Origin of the sequence: Herbaspirillum sp. GCM10030257, assembly GCF_042666555.1 — a bacterium.
Classification (GTDB): domain Bacteria; phylum Pseudomonadota; class Gammaproteobacteria; order Burkholderiales; family Burkholderiaceae_D; genus Noviherbaspirillum.
In genome coordinates this window covers 266,286-282,965 of the sequence record NZ_JBHTDH010000008.1, presented here as the reverse complement: position 1 = coordinate 282,965, position 16,680 = coordinate 266,286, and the positions used below count along the sequence as shown (strand labels likewise).

Annotated in this window: 20 protein-coding genes; 8 read left to right on the top strand and 12 right to left on the bottom strand. The window is 58.7% G+C overall.

Going from position 1 to position 16,680, the window contains the following annotated elements:
- From ACFQUU_RS15150 to ACFQUU_RS15140, 3 genes are all read left to right on the top strand, one after another.
- The coding region (locus ACFQUU_RS15150; RefSeq protein ID WP_382248517.1) for an ABC transporter substrate-binding protein at positions 1–318 on the top strand (318 nt) is incomplete at its 5' end.
- A 183-nt stretch (positions 319–501) separates the two neighbouring features.
- Positions 502–1,281, top strand: a complete 780-nt coding sequence (locus ACFQUU_RS15145) for an aspartate/glutamate racemase family protein (protein ID WP_382248515.1) — start codon at positions 502–504, stop codon at positions 1,279–1,281.
- 39 nt (positions 1,282–1,320) lie between these two features.
- The gene (locus ACFQUU_RS15140; RefSeq protein WP_382248513.1) at positions 1,321–2,337 is read left to right on the top strand and encodes a type I asparaginase; all 1,017 of its coding nucleotides are present in this window, start codon (positions 1,321–1,323) and stop codon (positions 2,335–2,337) included.
- A gap of 104 nt (positions 2,338–2,441) precedes the next feature.
- On the opposite strand, the gene ACFQUU_RS15135 is transcribed toward ACFQUU_RS15140, so the two are convergent.
- Positions 2,442–3,380, bottom strand: a complete 939-nt coding sequence (locus ACFQUU_RS15135) for a LysR family transcriptional regulator (protein ID WP_382248511.1) — start codon at positions 3,378–3,380, stop codon at positions 2,442–2,444.
- A gap of 236 nt (positions 3,381–3,616) precedes the next feature.
- On the opposite strand from ACFQUU_RS15135, the gene ACFQUU_RS15130 reads away from it, so the two are divergent.
- The 4 genes from ACFQUU_RS15130 (at position 3,617) to ACFQUU_RS15115 (ending at position 8,253) form a co-directional block, all read left to right on the top strand.
- On the top strand, positions 3,617–4,675 hold the full coding sequence (locus tag ACFQUU_RS15130; RefSeq protein ID WP_382248509.1) for a tartrate dehydrogenase: 1,059 nt from the start codon (positions 3,617–3,619) through the stop codon (positions 4,673–4,675).
- A gap of 112 nt (positions 4,676–4,787) precedes the next feature.
- A complete protein-coding gene (locus ACFQUU_RS15125) occupies positions 4,788–5,750 on the top strand; it encodes a Bug family tripartite tricarboxylate transporter substrate binding protein (RefSeq protein WP_382248507.1) in 963 nt (320 codons plus the stop codon).
- 177 nt (positions 5,751–5,927) lie between these two features.
- Positions 5,928–7,001 (top strand): tartrate dehydrogenase, encoded by a 1,074-nt coding sequence (locus ACFQUU_RS15120; RefSeq protein WP_382248505.1) that lies wholly within the window; start codon positions 5,928–5,930, stop codon positions 6,999–7,001.
- 85 nt (positions 7,002–7,086) lie between these two features.
- Positions 7,087–8,253, top strand: coding sequence for a benzoate/H(+) symporter BenE family transporter (locus ACFQUU_RS15115; RefSeq protein WP_382248503.1), 1,167 nt, complete (start codon positions 7,087–7,089; stop codon positions 8,251–8,253).
- A gap of 21 nt (positions 8,254–8,274) precedes the next feature.
- Here ACFQUU_RS15115 and ACFQUU_RS15110 read toward each other — a convergent pair whose 3' ends face one another.
- From ACFQUU_RS15110 to ACFQUU_RS15100, 3 genes are all read right to left on the bottom strand, one after another.
- On the bottom strand, positions 8,275–8,586 hold the full coding sequence (locus tag ACFQUU_RS15110) for a cupin (RefSeq protein WP_382248501.1): 312 nt from the start codon (positions 8,584–8,586) through the stop codon (positions 8,275–8,277).
- Between the two features lie 48 nt (positions 8,587–8,634).
- Positions 8,635–9,099 (bottom strand): DUF3291 domain-containing protein, encoded by a 465-nt coding sequence (locus ACFQUU_RS15105; RefSeq protein ID WP_382248499.1) that lies wholly within the window; start codon positions 9,097–9,099, stop codon positions 8,635–8,637.
- Positions 9,100–9,274: 175 nt separating this feature from the next.
- Positions 9,275–9,640: a DUF2917 domain-containing protein gene (locus ACFQUU_RS15100; protein ID WP_382248497.1), complete on the bottom strand. Its 366-nt coding sequence runs from the start codon at positions 9,638–9,640 to the stop codon at positions 9,275–9,277.
- A gap of 147 nt (positions 9,641–9,787) precedes the next feature.
- Here ACFQUU_RS15100 and gcvA point away from each other — a divergent pair, with 147 nt between their 5' ends.
- Complete coding sequence (gene gcvA, locus ACFQUU_RS15095; RefSeq protein WP_382248495.1) at positions 9,788–10,702, top strand: transcriptional regulator GcvA; 915 nt, start codon at positions 9,788–9,790, stop codon at positions 10,700–10,702.
- Here the strand turns inward: gcvA and ACFQUU_RS15090 are convergent.
- From ACFQUU_RS15090 to ACFQUU_RS15055, 8 genes are all read right to left on the bottom strand, one after another.
- Complete coding sequence (locus ACFQUU_RS15090) at positions 10,699–10,968, bottom strand: DUF493 family protein (protein ID WP_057290833.1); 270 nt, start codon at positions 10,966–10,968, stop codon at positions 10,699–10,701. The genes gcvA and ACFQUU_RS15090 overlap by 4 nt on opposite strands.
- Positions 10,969–11,072: 104 nt before the next feature.
- A complete protein-coding gene (locus ACFQUU_RS15085; RefSeq protein WP_382248492.1) occupies positions 11,073–11,363 on the bottom strand; it encodes a DUF1330 domain-containing protein in 291 nt (96 codons plus the stop codon).
- A gap of 187 nt (positions 11,364–11,550) precedes the next feature.
- Complete coding sequence (locus tag ACFQUU_RS15080) at positions 11,551–12,696, bottom strand: D-alanyl-D-alanine carboxypeptidase family protein (RefSeq protein WP_382248490.1); 1,146 nt, start codon at positions 12,694–12,696, stop codon at positions 11,551–11,553.
- A gap of 138 nt (positions 12,697–12,834) precedes the next feature.
- A complete protein-coding gene (locus tag ACFQUU_RS15075; protein ID WP_382248488.1) occupies positions 12,835–13,458 on the bottom strand; it encodes an alpha/beta hydrolase in 624 nt (207 codons plus the stop codon).
- A gap of 29 nt (positions 13,459–13,487) precedes the next feature.
- Positions 13,488–13,805: a ferredoxin gene (locus tag ACFQUU_RS15070; RefSeq protein ID WP_382248486.1), complete on the bottom strand. Its 318-nt coding sequence runs from the start codon at positions 13,803–13,805 to the stop codon at positions 13,488–13,490.
- A 50-nt stretch (positions 13,806–13,855) separates the two neighbouring features.
- The gene (locus tag ACFQUU_RS15065) at positions 13,856–15,004 is read right to left on the bottom strand and encodes a VanZ family protein (protein WP_382248484.1); all 1,149 of its coding nucleotides are present in this window, start codon (positions 15,002–15,004) and stop codon (positions 13,856–13,858) included.
- A gap of 81 nt (positions 15,005–15,085) precedes the next feature.
- Entirely contained in the window at positions 15,086–15,730 is a 645-nt protein-coding gene (locus ACFQUU_RS15060) for an ABC-type transport auxiliary lipoprotein family protein (protein ID WP_382248482.1), read from the bottom strand.
- 14 nt (positions 15,731–15,744) lie between these two features.
- The gene (locus ACFQUU_RS15055; RefSeq protein ID WP_382248480.1) at positions 15,745–16,680 is read right to left on the bottom strand and encodes an MlaD family protein; all 936 of its coding nucleotides are present in this window, start codon (positions 16,678–16,680) and stop codon (positions 15,745–15,747) included.

Genomic DNA, 16,680 nt, shown 5'->3' with positions numbered 1-16,680 from the left:
TGCGCGGAAGCAGGCGGTGTGGAAGAAGCGCAGAAGAAGGGCATGGAAGACTTCCGTGCTGCCTTCAAGAAGAAGTTCAATGCCGACGTCCAGATCTACGCTCCGTACGTCTATGACTCCGTCATGGTGATGGTCGAAGCAATGAAGAAGGCCGATTCCGCGGATCCGGCGAAGTACCTGCCAGAACTGCAGAAGATCAACTACAAGGGCGTGACTGGCAATATCGTCTTCGACCCGAAGGGCGACATCAAGAACGGCACGCTGACCCTGTACACCTACAAGGGTGGCAAGCGTGAGCAAATCGCTGTCGTGAAGTAATTCGCTAACAGTGCATTAATGCGGCCGGCCGGTAACCCGGCCGGCCGCATCTCACCAGAATCCCAGTCTGATCAACCGGTACCGGCACATCGTCGGGAAGGGCGCGCCATTGCCTGAAATAATGACGGGAGGTCAAACTGCTGCCAAACTACCCTGACCATCTCACACAGGGAATTGCCGGCAATGCATTCGACATCTTCTTCTTTCCATTCATCGCAGTCATCGCGTTTACCGCAGGCTTCGACCCGCAGCAGGATAGGCATTATTACCGGCTCCGGTCCGGAAGCAGGAATCGACCTGTGGAACAAGCTGCTGCAGGCAAATCGCGAGTTGTACGGAAGCCACTTCCGCGGCGATCTTGATGCGCCGAATGTGACCATACTGTCCGAGCCGACGCTGGGGCTGTCGATGGAGCTGGACCGCAATCATGAGCGCGTATGGAACTGCATGCGCGATACCGCGGCTGCAATCGCGCAACGCGTGGATTATTACGCGATCGCTTGCAACACCCTGAATCTTTATCAGCCGCAGCTCGACGCTCTCGGCCTGCCGGCCAAACTGGTGTCCTTCGCTGACGTCGTTGTCGACTTCCTGCGGCACAGCCGCATACAACGCGTGGCGCTGCTTGGCGCGCGACCGGTGATCGACCTCGGCGACTGGTCCCATTACCGGAAGCTGGCAAACCATGTGGATGTGGAAGTGCTGCAAGGAGAACAGGCCAGGCAACTGCACCAGCTGATCTACGACGTGAAGGCTTACGGCGGCGCGGCACCGCATGTGCGCGAACAATTCCAGTCGCTGCTCCGGCAATTGCAGGCACCCGCTGTGCTGCTGGCCTGTACTGAACTGCCGCTGATTCCCTTGCAGAGTGAAGATGCCGCCGGCAAGCAGCTGATCGATGTTACCGCACTGGTTGCGCGGCGACTGGCGCAACTGGCAAACGAAGCACCCGGGGAAGGCTGAACCAGCCATCCCCGCTTACCATGAAGAATGTTGACGACGATGAACGGAAAACACATCGGCCTGATCTACACCGGCGGTACCGTCGGTATGGCAAAGACCGCCAACGGTTACGCACCCATGCCCGACTTCGCCGGCGTGCTGACGCGTCTGCTGGATACCCATCGTGACGGTCTGCCGCGCTACACCCTGCATGCCTATCCGAGCCCGATTGACAGTACCAATGCCAGACCCCAGGACTGGCAGACCATCGGACGCGACATCGCTGTGCGTTATGAGGATTACGACGGCTTTGTGATCCTGCATGGCACCGACACCATGGCCTACACGGCGACCGCCTTGTCCTTCATGCTGCAAGGTTTGCGCAAACCCGTCATTGTCACCGGTTCACAGATTCCACTGGGCGTACCGCGCTCCGATGCGGCGCAAAATCTGATCACCTCCCTGCAGTTGGCGGCATCGGATGCAATCCATGAAGTCGCGATCTGCTTTCATCAGCGCTTGCTGCGAGGCAATCGCTCGACCAAGGTCAGTTCGACCCGGCTGGAAGCCTTTGACAGCCCGAACTATCCCCGGCTTGCCGAGATCGGCATTGAGGTGCGGCTGAACGAAGATGCCTTGCTGCCGCGTCCGACGCACGAGCAGTTCGAGTTGCCGGACTATAGGCAGGACCTGGTATTGCCGGTACGTTTCGTGCCGGGTATGCCGATGAGTGTCGTCAAGGCGATGCTGGATCTGAAGCCAAGGGCGCTGATCCTGGAGTGCTTTGGTTCGGGTAATGCACCCGACCGCGACCCGGCGTTGCTGCAGATGCTGAACGAGGCAAGACGCAATGGCGTGGTCACTGTCGCCTGCAGCCAGTCTCTGCATGCCGAAGTCGCCATTGGCACCTATGCAGCCGGCGCGGGCATGAGCGCGGTGGGCGTGATCGGCGCATGCGACATGACCTTCGAGGCGATTTACGTCAAGCTGCATCATCTGCTCGCGATGGGACTCTCCGCTGACGCAATCAGGGAGCAGTTCCAGCGCCCTCTATGCGGTGAAGTAAGCGCATTGTAAAACTTGGCATCACCGGTATCGACAAGCAGCATCAACCACCGGGATCAGCGGCAAGCTGCACATGCACATGGCCGGGCAAGCCGTCATTTCCTGTGCATTGCCATTTACCACGTCATGGGCGATGCCACGGTAACGGCGTCCGTCGATGCGCTGGCCCGTTCGCCAAAGCTTGCCACCAAAAAATCGGTGAATGCCCGCACCCGGGCCGAAGCGCTGTGCCGCTCCGGGTAGACTGCGAAAATATCTGCCGGCGGCGTTGCATAGTCTTCCAGCACCAGTTGCAGCCGCCCGCTGCGCAAGTACTTGGCGATATCCCATTCGGCACGCATGATGATGCCGTGTCCGTCCAGTGCCCAGTTAAGGGTCACCTCACCATCGTTGCTCGTCACCGGCCCGGTGACCTTGACCGTTTCAGTCTTGCCATCCTTGCTGAAGGTCCAGACGCCATAAGCCGTTTCGTTCTGCCGGAGCACGATGCAACTATGTGCAAGCAAGTCTCGCGGAACGACAGGCGTGCCGTGTTGCTGCAGGTAAGCGGAACTGGCGCACAGTAACCGGCGATTGGCTGCCAGCTTGCGCGCAATGATGCGTGTGTCGGGTAATTCGCCAAAACGTATCCCGAGGTCGAAGCCTTCATCCACCAGGTTGAGCGGCGCGTCGGTCAGCTGCAGCTGGATCTCGATGCCGGGATGCCGCTTGACGAAGTCGGAGACCAGCGGCGTGATGTAAACCCTGCCGAAGCCGAGCGGCGCGTTGATCCGCAGCCGACCCTTTACGTCGGTACGGCCACGGCTGACGCGCTGCTCCATATGATCAATATCTGCCAGGATGCGCATCGCATCATCACGATACAGTTCTCCCTCGGTCGTCAGGCTGAGGCGGCGCGTCGACCGGTTCAGCAGGCTGACACCCAAGCGCTCTTCCATCTGCGCCAGTCGCTTGCTGATGGCTGGCGGCGTGATACCCAATTCTCGCGCCGCGCCGGAGAGGCTGCCAGCCTTGATGATGGTAAGGAAAAAGTTCAGTTCCGATGTCTGCTTCATGATGTCCGCGTCATGTTCAAGCGCTTCTCAAAATACCCTGTCCCGCCATTTGCGATGCACTTCATGTTGATGGCGGTGTTCATAGTATTAACCGGAACTACAAGGTAGCTTAACTTTACTCGCGTTCTGCCGGCCTGAGAACGCACTAAAGTTGTCATGCGCATCATGCGAGTCCCGTACTTGTATACGGGAAATTGCCGCTCTTGCGCCCCAAATATTTCTCAAGGACCACATTTATGCGTGTACACAAAATCGCGTCGATCCCGGCCGATGGCATCGGGCCGGAAGTCATTTCAGCAGGGCTGGAAGTGCTGGAAGCGCTATCGCGCCGCATCGGCGGATTCCGGCTTGAGGTCGAGCATTTTCCCTGGAATTCCGATTACTACCTTGAACACGGTCACTACATTCCGCCCGGAGGACTGGAGCGCCTCAAGCAATTCGATGCAATCTTTTTTGGTGCCGTCGGCAGTCAGAAAGTGCCGGACGACGTTTCACTCTGGGGCTTGCGCCTGCCGATTGCCCAAGGCTTCGATCAGTATGCGAATGTACGCCCGGCACGTGTGCTGCCTGGCGTAAAAAGTCCGCTGCATCAGGGCAATGCAATCGACTGGATCATTGTTCGTGAGAATTCGGAAGGCGAATATGCGGGCAATGGCGGACGCGTCCATCGCGGCCTGCCGACTGAAGTGGGGACTGAGACTGCGGTGTTTACCCGTGTCGGTGTCGAACGCATACACCGTTTTGCATTCGAGCTTGCCCGCACGCGTCCGCGCAAGCGACTGACACTGGTGACCAAATCCAACGCGCAGCGTTTCGGCATGGTGCTGTGGGATGAAATCTTTTTTGAAGTCGCGAAACAATTTCCCGACGTGCAGACCGACCGCGAACTGGTCGATGCGGTGACCACCCGCATGGTGCTCAAGCCGCATACGCTCGACGTCATCGTGGGCACTAATCTGCATGCCGATATCCTGTCGGACCTGGCGGCGGCTTTGTCCGGGAGCCTCGGCATCGGTCCCACGGCCAACATCAATCCCGAGCGCAATTTCCCCTCCATGTTCGAGCCCATCCATGGCTCCGCATTCGATATCACCGGTAAGGGCATTGCCAATCCCATCGCCACCTTCTGGACGTCCGCGATGATGCTTGAGCATCTTGGCGAGCCGGAGGCGGCCCGCGCATTAATGAAGGCGATTGAACAGGTAACGGTAAGCGGTATTCACACACCCGACCTTGGAGGTAGCGCAACGACTACCGATGTGACCCGCGCAGTATGTGAACGTATCAATGGCTAGCACGCCGCGCAGTAAGCCAGCAATGGCGTAATGCAGCAATGCCGTCAGGCGGCATGCAAGCGAGTTGGAGACAAAACCGTGCAGACAAAACAACTACGGACTGGAGACTGAAATGACACTGACAAAGCTAATCAGCATTGTTGCCCTGGGCCTGACTGCGCTGCATCCCGCAGCACACGCTCAGGCGCAGAATTATCCTGACAAGCCGATCCAATACGTGATTCCCTTCCCGCCGGGTGGCGAATCCGACTATGTGGCGCGCTTGCAAGCCGAACTATTCAAGACCAAGTACAAGCAATCGATGGTGGTGTTGAACAAAGCGGGCGCGGGCGGTGGCCTGGTGTGGGGGCAACTCAACAGCATGCCTGCGGACGGCTATACGATCGCTGGTGTGAACCTGCCGCATATCGTGCTGCAGCCGCTCGAAGGTTCGGTGCAATACAAGACCGAAGACATCACGCCGGTCTACTTCTATCACTTCACGGCGGACGCCCTGGTGGTGCCCGGCAACAGCCCTTTCAAGACCTATCAGGACCTCGTGAAAGCGGCGAAGGAAAAACCGAATTCAATTAATATTGCCGGCTCGGGCAGCCTGTCCGCCAATCATATGGCGCATGAGCGTTTCAACAAGCAGGCCGGCGTCAAAACGACGTATGTTCCGTTCAAGGGGACTGGCGACCTGATCTCCTCCATGCTGGGCAGCCATGTGGACGCGGCAATGACTTACCTGCCATTCGCGATTCAGCAGAAAGGCAAGATGCGCCTGCTCGCGGTGGCCTCGGAAAAGCGTCACCCGGCATTTCCGGATGTGCCGACCTTCAAGGAAGTCGGGCTTGACTGGGTGGACGGCGCGTATCGCGGCGTGGCCGTACCCAAATCCACGCCAAAGGATATCCAGAAGAAAATTTCCGATGTGATGGCGGACCTGAACAGCGATCCCGACATGCGCAAGAAGCTGGCTGATGGCGGTTTCGACATCGTGGATATTTCGGTCGACAAGATGCCTGAATTCATGGCCCAGCGCAGCAAGGTTTACCTGCAGGATGCCAAGGACGCAGGCCTCGGCAAAAAGTAATATCCTATCTGCGCGGGCACGCGCATACGGCCATGTGACCAACTGTGTCGCTGCATGGCCGATCTGATGCCTGACATTGCCAGTCGGCGATATTCTCGTGGCCGCCACTTTTATCGGGCGGCCTCTTCGTCAGCACAACAGAATTTTCGTTTTTACCATCAGGCTTGAACAATCACTATGGCAACTCACCGTATAGCAGTAATTGCCGGCGACGGCATTGGCAAGGAAACCGTCCCCGAAGGACTGCGCGTGCTGGAAGCCGCGGCGCGCAAATTCGGCATCAACCTGCAATGGGACCATTTCGATTTCGCTTCCTGCGATTATTATCAGAAGCATGGGCAGATGATGCCCGACAACTGGAAGGACCAGATCGGCGGGCATGACGCCATCTTCTTTGGTGCGGTTGGCTGGCCCGACACCGTGCCCGATCATATTTCGCTGTGGGGCTCGCTGCTCAAGTTCCGCCGCGAGTTCGACCAGTATGTGAATCTGCGCCCCTGCCGCCTGATGCCGGGCATTCCATCGCCACTCGCCAATCGCAAGCCGGGCGATATCGACTTCTATGTCGTGCGCGAAAACACCGAGGGCGAGTACTCGTCAGTAGGCGGCAAGATGTACGAAGGCACGGACCGTGAAATCGTGTTCCAGGAAAGTGTGTTTTCCCGCAAGGGCGTGGACCGCATCCTCAAGTTTGCGTTCGACCTTGCGCAGAGCCGGCCGAAGAAGCACCTGACCTCCGCCACCAAATCCAACGGCATCTCCATCACCATGCCGTACTGGGACGACCGTGTTGTCGAGATGGCGAAAAGCTACCCGGAGATCCGCTGGGACAAGTATCACATCGACATTCTGACCGCGCACTTCGTGCAGAACCCGGACCGCTTTGACGTCGTGGTCGCATCCAACCTGTTCGGCGATATCCTTTCGGATCTGGGTCCGGCGTGCACGGGTACGATTGCGATTGCACCGTCGGCCAATATCAACCCGGAACGACTCTTTCCTTCGCTGTTCGAACCGGTGCATGGATCGGCGCCCGATATCGCCGGCAAGGGCGTTGCCAACCCGATCGGGCAGATCTGGTGCGGCGCGATGATGCTCGAACACCTCGGTTATCCGGAAGCCGGTGCGGCAGTGCTCAAGGCCATTGAAAAGGTGTTGGAAGCCGGTCCGGCGAACGCACCGTTCACACGCGACATCGGCGGGTCCGCCGGCACGCAGGACCTTGGCAAGGCGATCGCCGAAGCGCTGTAATAGCCTGTCATCGCATCACGCCGCATGGGTGCAGGTGCGCTGCATCCATGCAACAATGCGGGCTCGCATAATTTCTGCACCCGCCATGTCATTCGCCAAGGATTTTTCGCTGTCGGCTGTCGCCGCCGGTTTTGTGACGGTACTCGTCGGCTTCACCAGTTCAGCAGTCATCGTCTTTCAAGGCGCACGCGCACTTGGCGCCGGTCCGGAGGAAATCAGTTCCTGGATGTGGGCGCTTGGGCTTGGCATGGGACTCACCTGCATCCTGCTCTCGCTGCGCTACCGCATACCGATCGTCACCGCCTGGTCGACACCGGGCGCCGCGATGCTGATCACCGGTGCGGCTGGCGTGTCGCTCGGCGATGCCACCGGCGCGTTCCTGCTGTCGGCTGCGCTCATCATGGTATGCGGATTCTCAGGACTCTTCGAGCGCATGATCAGCCGCATTCCTGTATCCATTGCTTCCGGCATGCTGGCCGGTGTGCTGCTGCGTTTTGGCCTCGATGCCTTCATTGCAATGAAGACGCAGTTTGTCATGGCTTTCGCGATGTTTCTTGCCTACCTGGCCGGCCGCAGGTTGTTTCCGCGTTATGCGGTGATCGCCACGCTGGCCTTGGGCATCGTGATTGCCGCGACGCAGGGGCTGCTGCATCTGGAGACCGTGCATCTCGAATTCGCGAAGCCGAAATGGATCACACCGACACTGTCGCTGTCGGCGGTGATCGGTGTCGCACTGCCGTTGTTCGTTGTCACCATGGCTTCGCAGAATGTGCCCGGCGTCGCGGTGATCCGCGCCTCGGGCTACGCGGCGCCGATTTCTCCCGTGATCGGATGGATTGGTGTCGTTAATGTGCTGCTGGCGCCCTTCGGTGCGTATGCATTGAACCTGGCGGCGATCACTGCCGCGATCTGCATGGGACGCGAAGCGCATGAAGATGCAAAGCGCCGTTACGTCGCAGCGGTAGCGGCGGGCATGTTCTACTTGCTGATCGGCTTGTTCGGTGCGACGGTGGGTGCGGTGTTCGCCGCTTTCCCGACGGAACTGGTGCTGGTGATTGCCGGACTGGCTTTGTTCGGCACCATCGGCAATGGCCTGGCCGCCGCGCTGGCAAACGAGCGTGAACGCGAACCGGCACTGGTCACCTTTCTGGTGACGGCATCGGGTGTGTCGCTATTTGGCGTCGGCTCCGCGTTCTGGGGACTGGTTGCCGGGGTGATTGCGATGGTGACCTTGCAGGCGGGGAAACGTTAAAGAGGAACGTCAGCAGTACAGTCAAACGCTGCCTTCCTTTTCAATGACCAAAATGCGTGCAGCGCCACGCGGATGCGCGACGTGTTCACATCCCACACCCGCAAAAAACACGTCACCCGTATGCAGTTCCGCGACTTTTTCCACACCCTCGCTGCGGTAGTGCATGTCGACCATGCCGTCGAGTACCGCAAATACTTCTTCACCGTCGTTGACATGCCATTCATACGGTTTGTCGGTCCAGTGCAGGCGCGTGGTGACGCCACCCATGTTGGCGATATCGAGCGCACCCCATGCGCGATCGGCGGTAAATTCCTTGCTACGGATGACGTTCATGTTGTTTCCCTGAGGCGGTAAAGGTGGACGGCGGTTCTGTTATTTATTTCACTCGACGGACTGCAGCATGCCGGGAGGATGAATCACCCTGGTAAACGAAAACGCAAATTCCGTATCGCCATAAAGCCGCAGATAAGCGAGTCGTTCCTTGGCTTCGGCAATGGTCGGTATGTGTCCGGGTTCGATCCACCATAGTGCGGTATAAGGATCGCGGATGCGCTCAAACCAGCTCTTGCGCTGACGCATCACCTGCGCATGGGCGCTGCGATAGACAAAGTGCTTCAGGTGGTCAATCGATTGCCAGACCGACATGTTGACCAGGATGTGGTCATCGTCGTAAGGATTGAGCGAGGTTGCATTGCCGTCGTCGGTCTTGAGACGCCAGACAAATCCCGGGCTGCTGTCAGCAACTGCATTGATATCGTCGAGGCGGGCAACGAAACCTGCCATGACCGGATCATCGATCGGGGCGAGGGCGCGGGCAATATTGATCTGCGCGATATGGCACTTCATGGATGATCTCCTTGTTTTTATTATGCAGACGGCAGTGCAGCCGGTCGGTCAAGGTCGCGGGCGGTGCCGGTTCGGGCATGCCGACTACTTCACTCGTCGACATTTCCCGCGCCGGACTGCTTAATGAGCGATATGCTGACGGCTACGCGCATTGGTCTGACCTGGCGTTGATGGATCAGCAGCAGGCGTCGCTGCAAGTACGATGCCGTTTCAGGCTGGTCTGGACGGTGGCATGCCCAAAGAGACGCTGTCCAAGACCGCTAATCCAGTTCGCCATGGTTTGCGCAGCCTGTTTTGCCTGTACCGCGCCTGCACGGCGGGTATCGATGCTGCTGTCGGTGTCGGCTTCCACCACGATCAGGCGACCGGGAATGGCAGTAAAGCTATCGCCGGCGCTGAGCCAGTAATCATGCTTGATGCCTTCAACGGTCAGCCAGACGTTGCCGCGTGTCACACGCAGGGTCTGGGGGCGCGAGGCAATACCGGAAACGGCTTCGCCAGGTTGGATGGATAGCAGCTGGTTTGTGAATAGTCCTCTCATGGCAGTACACTCCTGAAATGGCTGGACGGGTGCCGCTGCAGGCTCGCAGTTGGAGGCAATCCCCGATCAGTGAGTTCATTGTAGAGCTTGCCACGATGATGACTAAACGATATATTTTGGCTTTCTTTGTTAGAAAAATTCACAAAGATGGCTGACCTGCGACGCTTGCCCAATCTTGCCGCGCTGCGTGCTTTCGAAGCTGCCGCGCGCCATCAAAACTTTTCCCGCGCGGCGGAAGAAATCCATGTTACCCACGGAGCCATCAGTCACCAGATAAGGGCGCTGGAAGAAGAACTGGGTATTGCGCTGTTCGCGCGCCATGGCAAGCGCATTGCCATCACGCCGGAAGGCGAGCGCTTCGCCGCGACCCTGCGCAAGGCGCTTGGCGATATCGCAACAGCCGCCGCCGCGCTCAAGGCGGACAGCAAGCATAAGCGGCTGACCGTCACCGCCTTGCCTTCTTTTGCGGCGCGCTGGCTTTCTCCGCGTATCGGACGCTTCATCGAGCAGCATCCCGATCTGGAAGTGATACTGCAATCGAGCGCACACCTGACCGATTTCGTGCGGGAGTCGGTCGATATCGGTATTCGTTTCGGACGCGGCCACTATCCCGGCCTGGTGGTCGAAAAACTATTGGACGACTATTACTATCCGGTCGTCAGCCCTCGCTTCAATGGCGGCAAGCTGCCACGTACGCCGGAGGAAATGGCGCATTGCCCCCTGCTGCGCTGTGAGGGAGAACCGTGGACGCCCTGGTTCCGCGCGGCCGGTCTTGACCTGCTTGAGCCGGCTGCCGGCCTGGTGTTTCAGGATTCCTCAATGCTGGTGCGTGCCGCGGCCGAAGGGCATGGCATTGCTCTGGCACGTCATGTGGTGGCATTGACCGATCTGGCGTCCGGCGATGTGGTGCGCCTGTTCGATATCGCGTCGCAGTGTTCACTGTCGTATTTTCTGGTGTGTCCGCAGGAATCGCTGCAGAAGCCCCAGGTCCAGGCATTCCGGCAATGGATGCTGGATGAGGTGGCACGTCCTGACCTGTCAGCGCTTATCAAGCAAGCTTAGAGCACAACCTTGACCATGGGATGGGAGGACAGCTCCCGGTACAGGTTATCCAGCTGTTCACGGCTGGTCGCGCGCACGGTGACGGTCAGTGCCAGGTAAGTCCCTTTGGATGATGGGCGCATATCCATTTTGCCAGCGTGGAAGGTGGGATCGTGACGTACCACAACATCGACCATGGTTTGTGCAAAGGCATCCTGCATGACGCCCATGATCTTGATGGGGAAATCACTGGGATATTCGATGAGGCTTTCGGTAGGCTGAGACATGATGGTATTCCGGCTGGGGCTGCGTCGCGTCCGTGTCGCGGATGCAGCCAAATTGAAATGACCCCGGTGCCGATGACAGCCCCTGAGGTCGCAATGCCGGTATTTTACGCCGTTGCGTCGACGCTGATGAGCACCACTTCGGCTCCTGCATCCCGTAACGGAATCAGCGCCTGGTATTCCGGCGAATCATGCCATGCGCGTATTGCTTGCTTGTCGGGAAAGCGCGCAACCACCGTGTCGGTCTGCGGGTGCACGCCATTCAACACCTCCACGACTTCGCCGCGAAACACCAGCTCGCCGCCCCAAGCAACAATTGTCGCGCCGACGCGCGAGCGGTAAGCATGCCATTTTTCCGGATCTGTAATGCGAATGTGACCAATGATGTAGGCAGCCATGGCGGTCCTGGATGTCGTTGAGGATCATTGAGTGTAATGCAGTCCGGCACGCAAGGGCGATGACCAACAGCACGAAGGGCAGAAGGAAGATCAGAAACACAAAGGCCGGGATGCCGCATGACGGCATCCCGGCCCGGGAAGAGAACGGGCGACCGGCTTGCAGCCGTCGCCTGTTCTTGTTGCAGTGTTACTTCATCCACAGGCGCATGGAATCCCAGGCGCGACCGAAGATGCTGGCCTCGTTGATCTGTTCCAGTGCGACCACCGGCAGTTCGGTCAGCGGCTTGCCGTCGACCATCATCTTCATGATGCCGACCTTGCTGTTTTGCGCAACCGGCGCAACCAGCGGATCCTTGCGCTCGAGCACGGGCTTCATCTTTTCGGCGACGCCCTTCGGCACGGTCACGTAGATATCCCGGGTAAAGCCGATCTTGACCTGGTTCTGCGAACCCTTCCAGACTTCCGGCGTGGCGACCGGCTGACCCTTCGCATACAGCTTCACGGTATCGAAATTCTGGAAGCCCCAGTTCAGCAGCTTCTGGCTTTCCTGCGTGCGCACCTGGTCGGATACGGTGCCCAGCACGACAGAAATCAGTCGACGGTCGTTGTTGCCGTTCGAACGTTTAGCCGTGGAAATCAAGCAGTAGCCTGCAGCAGAAGTATGACCGGTCTTCATGCCGTCGACGGTTGGATCCAGCCACAACAGGCGATTGCGGTTCGGCTGCTTGATCTTGTTATAAGTGAATTCCTTGGTCGAATAGATTTTGTAGTAATCCGGGTGGTCGTTGACCATGTGCGATGTCAGGATGGACAAGTCTTGCGCGGTCGAATAATTTTCCGGGCTCGGCAGGCCATGGGCATTGGCGAAACGGGTGTTCTTCATGCCCATGCGCTCGGCTTCGCGGTTCATCAGAACCACAAACGCGTCCTCGGTACCGGCAACCGCTTCAGCCAGCGCCACGGCGGCATCGTTGCCGGATTGCACGATCAGTCCGTACAGCAGGTCAATCACCTTCACCGGCGTGGCGGGATCGATAAACATTTTCGAACTGCTGGCATCGACTTTCCATGCACGAACGGAAACATTTACCATTTGCTCCGGGTCGAGGCGTTTTTCCTTGAGGGCGGAAAAGGCAAGGTAGGCGGTCATGATCTTGACCAGCGATGCCGGTTCAATACGCATGGTCGGATCTTGGGACGCCAGCACCTGACCGCTGGTGGCATCCAGCAGCAGCCACGATTTGGCAGCAATGTTGGGTGGCGGCAGCGCCTGCGCGAAAGCGGCAGACACCGAGAAAGTGAAGGCGGCCAGGGCCGCAAGTAGTTTTTTCATGGGCGTAATGAATAAGCTCCACCCTGACTGCAGTGGATGACAAGAGGAAACAAGGAACGAATTATAGCCTCGTGAATTGCGAAAACCGGAAACCCTGCCATTAAGACAGCTTTTACACTGTGCGTTTCCGGTGAGCAATTACCGATGCCACATTTCGACCACGAAACTCTTTATATGTTGCAACTTGCGGTGAAAAAAATGATCGGCACCAGGAATGACGATCACCGGCAAGTCTTGTGGGCGTGCCCAGTCGAGCACATCGGAGAGAGGAATAGTGTCATCCTGCTCACCATGGATCAGGATGGTATTGCCCGGCACATTCGGCATGGCCCATTTGCCGGCGGCGCTGCCAACCAGTACCAGGCGCTCGGCAGGCGTACCTTGTTCCGTCAGTCGGACTTGCAATTGGGATTGCACGAAAGTGCCAAAAGAGAAACCGCCCAGCGCGACCGGCAAGTCCGGATACTGCTGCTTCATGTGGGCAAGCAGCAGCGCCATGTCGTCGGTTTCGCCGTGGCCGGCATCGTGCACGCCCTCGGATTTACCGACACCGCGGAAATTCATGCGTACCGCAACATAGCCGATGGCTACAAATGCGCGGGCCAGCGTCTGCGCCACCTTGTTGTCCATCGTGCCGCCGTAAAGCGGATGCGGATGGGCGACGAGTGCCAATCCTCGCGGCGCCCCTTCGGGCAGGTCGAGTGCGCATTCCAGGGAGCCGGCTGCACCCATGATGGAGAAACGTTGGGTCTGTGCGTTCATTGCGTTATGACGTTAACGGGAAGTGCGTATCAGATCTTCAGGCGTTCGACGATCTTGCCGCCGACGATGTGGACATCAATGATTTCATCAATGTCTTCCTTGTCCACATAGGTGTACCAGGTTCCCTGTGGATAGACCACCAGTACCGGGCCTTCCTCGCAGCGGTCGAGGCATCCGGCCTTGTTGATCCTCACTTTGCCCTGGCCACTCAGCCCGAGCTGCTTGATGCGTTTCTTCGCATGTTCCTGCGCGATCTGCGCGCCCTTGTCCGCACAGCAGGGACGTCCTTCCTCACGGTGATTCAGGCAGAAAAACACGTGATGTTCGTAGTACGGCTTGTCGGACATGTCGGTACTCGTTGATGCAATGGGAAAGCGGCAATCATACACCGCAGCGCTCACCTCTTCAGGCGATGCATGCGATGCGACAGGATCCATAGCGCGAACAACGGCCACACCACCGACAGGAAGTGCGCGGCGCCATTGAAATTGAGGAACTTTCCCTGTACCCAGGTTTGCAGCGTGGCGACAAAATAGGGATTGGCGGGCACGAAGTTGATTGCAACCAGGCTCAACAACAGGCTGAGCGCCGCCAACCGGCGTTGCACAATCGCCGGCGCAAAGCTCAGCCCGCCGACCATCATTGCGGCAATCAGGATGCCGCCCTTGGCGCCCGGGGTCAGCCATGCAAATGCATTGGCCGGTGTGAAGAGCAGGGCGTTCGCAGTCAGCTTCACCGTGAGCGCGGCGACGATCAGGCCAACCAGTAACAGCGCCTTGGGCGCCTGTTTGCGCAACAAGCAGGACAGCATGAGCACCGCGCCTGTCATGCCGCCGGCGGTGATCAGTGTTTCGGCCAACCAGTATTCCTGTACGGTCAGGTGGAAATCGCTGGTCATCATGGCATGCAGGTCGACCGGATGTTCCAGCCAGTCCGACAGCCATTCCGACAAGGTCGGTATGAATTGTCCATGGCCGAACAGATAGCTTTGCGGATAAATCTGCGCCAGTGGCCACAAGCCGATCACGATCAGGCCGCGGCCGGCTTCGGGAATCAGCCATTCGCGCCGGATATGCAGCAAGCGACTCTGCTCAAGGAAGAGTCCGCTCAGCAGCACGCCGATGATGGCGCCCAACGCAGTCCCGGTGGTATTGGTCAAAAAATCCAGGTTGGATGACACGCGATTGGGCAGGAAGGTCTGCACCGCTTCCATCGTGCCCGAGAATATCAGCCCGTACAGGACCGCGACAGTCGCCGCGCTACCATCACGCATCCTCGGATACAGTGCAAACACGACAAGCATGCCGAGCGGCAGATAGCCGACGATGTTGGTGACGACGTCGAAGGCGGTCCAGTAATGCGGCATGGGCATGAACAGGAAATCCCATGGCGACAGTCCGATGCTATGCCAGTTTGAAAACGGGTATAGGCTGGCGTAGGCAATCAGAAAGCTGTACATCAGCAGGCCGACGCGCGCAAAGGTCGAGGCGTTGGCAGGCAGGGCGGGATCTATCGCGGCGGACGGGTTTTCCTCTTTTGACAACATGGCACTCGTGACATCGGTACGGACACCGGACGATGCCCCTGTTGCGTATTCTCGGCAGATGCGCAGCCTGCGGCAAGTGAATTATTTGAGATCGAGCGTGCCCAGCCACATCATCGTGTCGACAATCACGGCGTCACTTGCGGCTGCCAGTGCGCGCACGCCGCCGTCCGCATTGGCGCTCGGTGCCGGCGCTTCGCGGTGGAACGAGCGTTGGGCCAGCAGACTGCGTCCCTTGAAGACTGAAGCGCGCATCCCGACTTTTCCCGTGCTTTGTTCCGGTGATGTAAAGTTTTGGATAAAGGTATCGACTTCGATGCGCAGCACCGGCACATTGTTGGCGCCGTCGGTCGGCGAGAGTACCGCGCCGCCGGCCTGGGCGATGCGCGCCTTCAGGTGTTGTTGCAGCAGCTGCGCCGGCGGCATGGTCCAGCGGGCTTGCGTATATGGACGTGGCTGCTGCCCGTTGGCGTATTCAAGCCGGTAGAAAATGGTTGGCCGGTCGAGCCAGTTCGGTACGCCAATCTCGGCCACACTGATCGGCGGCAGCGCAGGCAATGCCGGCCCGGGTGCCGTGGCGCTGCCGGTGCTCCGTAATGGGCCCAGATCGTAAAGCGCGGGAGAATCCGGACGGCTGACTGCCGCGCAGGCTGACAATAGCGCGGCAAGCGCGAACGGGGTGAGCGATTTCACGGCTACCCTTGCAGCGTACATTGAAAATTTGATCATCTGCGTATTTCTCCCTAGTTGGTCGGCGGGTTGAAGCCGGACTCACCTGGCCCGGGTTCAATCTCTGGAGAGCCGAACAACACGCTTTGCGGACGTTCGCTCAGGTTATCGAGCGTGCGATTGAGTGCACGCAGCGACGAGCGCGCATCATTGGCCAGTGGCAGCGTTTCAAATTCGATCCTGTTCGCCACCGCGCCGACCTGTTCGACGCTATTGGTAACGCGCTCAATCGCGCCGTTCGGCCCCTGCAGACTGGTGGTCAATCCATTGAGGCTGCGGGTGAGATTGCCGGCATCTCTCGACAGCGAATTCAATGTGGCCAGTGTCTGCTGCGCTTGCGCGGTCACGGCGGGCAGGCGATCGAGCGTCGGCTGCAGGTTGCGCGGGATGGTCTCCAGTGCAGTCGCAGCCTTGCTGACGTTGTCGAAGGCGCCGAGTATCGCTTTCTGATTGGCCGGATCAAGCATGGTGTTAATGCGCTTGGCGACTTCTTCGGTCTGCTCCAGGATGGCCAGGCCGCGATTCTGCAGCTGGTCAAACAGACTGGGCCGCATTTCGATCCGTGCGATCTGCTCGGGGCTGCTTGGCACGCGCACCGGACGGCTGCCGTCGTCGTCGAGCTGCACGTAGGCGATACCCGTCACGCCTTGATATCCCAGTGTGGCGAACGTCGATTGCGTAATGGGTGTATCGGGCTTGACGCTGATCTGCACCAGGATCTGGCCGGGGACATTGGGATCGAAATAGATTTCGTTGACCTTGCCGACATCCAGCCCGCGGTACCGCACATCGGCCTGGGGATTCAGGCCTGGAATCGACAGCTTGGTGGCGATCTGATACGGCACCCACTGGACCTGGTCGCGGTTGAACCAAATGCCGATGAGGATGGCGGCCGCCAGCAATACCAGTGTAAACACGCCGGCGATCAATGCATGCGACTTGTTTTCCAT

What these genes read in the sequence shown, in the direction of transcription:
- ACFQUU_RS15145 (WP_382248515.1), top strand. Translation starts at nt 502, where the DNA reads ATGCATTCGACATCTTCTTCTTTCCATTCATCGCAGTCATCGCGTTTA.
- ACFQUU_RS15140 (WP_382248513.1), top strand. Translation starts at nt 1,321, where the DNA reads ATGAACGGAAAACACATCGGCCTGATCTACACCGGCGGTACCGTCGGT.
- ACFQUU_RS15135 (WP_382248511.1), bottom strand. Translation starts at nt 3,380, where the DNA reads ATGAAGCAGACATCGGAACTGAACTTTTTCCTTACCATCATCAAGGCT.
- ACFQUU_RS15130 (WP_382248509.1), top strand. Translation starts at nt 3,617, where the DNA reads ATGCGTGTACACAAAATCGCGTCGATCCCGGCCGATGGCATCGGGCCG.
- ACFQUU_RS15125 (WP_382248507.1), top strand. Translation starts at nt 4,788, where the DNA reads ATGACACTGACAAAGCTAATCAGCATTGTTGCCCTGGGCCTGACTGCG.
- ACFQUU_RS15120 (WP_382248505.1), top strand. Translation starts at nt 5,928, where the DNA reads ATGGCAACTCACCGTATAGCAGTAATTGCCGGCGACGGCATTGGCAAG.
- ACFQUU_RS15115 (WP_382248503.1), top strand. Translation starts at nt 7,087, where the DNA reads ATGTCATTCGCCAAGGATTTTTCGCTGTCGGCTGTCGCCGCCGGTTTT.
- ACFQUU_RS15110 (WP_382248501.1), bottom strand. Translation starts at nt 8,586, where the DNA reads ATGAACGTCATCCGTAGCAAGGAATTTACCGCCGATCGCGCATGGGGT.
- ACFQUU_RS15105 (WP_382248499.1), bottom strand. Translation starts at nt 9,099, where the DNA reads ATGAAGTGCCATATCGCGCAGATCAATATTGCCCGCGCCCTCGCCCCG.
- ACFQUU_RS15100 (WP_382248497.1), bottom strand. Translation starts at nt 9,640, where the DNA reads ATGAGAGGACTATTCACAAACCAGCTGCTATCCATCCAACCTGGCGAA.
- gcvA (WP_382248495.1), top strand. Translation starts at nt 9,788, where the DNA reads ATGGCTGACCTGCGACGCTTGCCCAATCTTGCCGCGCTGCGTGCTTTC.
- ACFQUU_RS15090 (WP_057290833.1), bottom strand. Translation starts at nt 10,968, where the DNA reads ATGTCTCAGCCTACCGAAAGCCTCATCGAATATCCCAGTGATTTCCCC.
- ACFQUU_RS15085 (WP_382248492.1), bottom strand. Translation starts at nt 11,363, where the DNA reads ATGGCTGCCTACATCATTGGTCACATTCGCATTACAGATCCGGAAAAA.
- ACFQUU_RS15080 (WP_382248490.1), bottom strand. Translation starts at nt 12,696, where the DNA reads ATGAAAAAACTACTTGCGGCCCTGGCCGCCTTCACTTTCTCGGTGTCT.
- ACFQUU_RS15075 (WP_382248488.1), bottom strand. Translation starts at nt 13,458, where the DNA reads ATGAACGCACAGACCCAACGTTTCTCCATCATGGGTGCAGCCGGCTCC.
- ACFQUU_RS15070 (WP_382248486.1), bottom strand. Translation starts at nt 13,805, where the DNA reads ATGTCCGACAAGCCGTACTACGAACATCACGTGTTTTTCTGCCTGAAT.
- ACFQUU_RS15065 (WP_382248484.1), bottom strand. Translation starts at nt 15,004, where the DNA reads ATGTTGTCAAAAGAGGAAAACCCGTCCGCCGCGATAGATCCCGCCCTG.
- ACFQUU_RS15060 (WP_382248482.1), bottom strand. Translation starts at nt 15,730, where the DNA reads ATGATCAAATTTTCAATGTACGCTGCAAGGGTAGCCGTGAAATCGCTC.
- ACFQUU_RS15055 (WP_382248480.1), bottom strand. Translation starts at nt 16,680, where the DNA reads ATGGAAAACAAGTCGCATGCATTGATCGCCGGCGTGTTTACACTGGTA.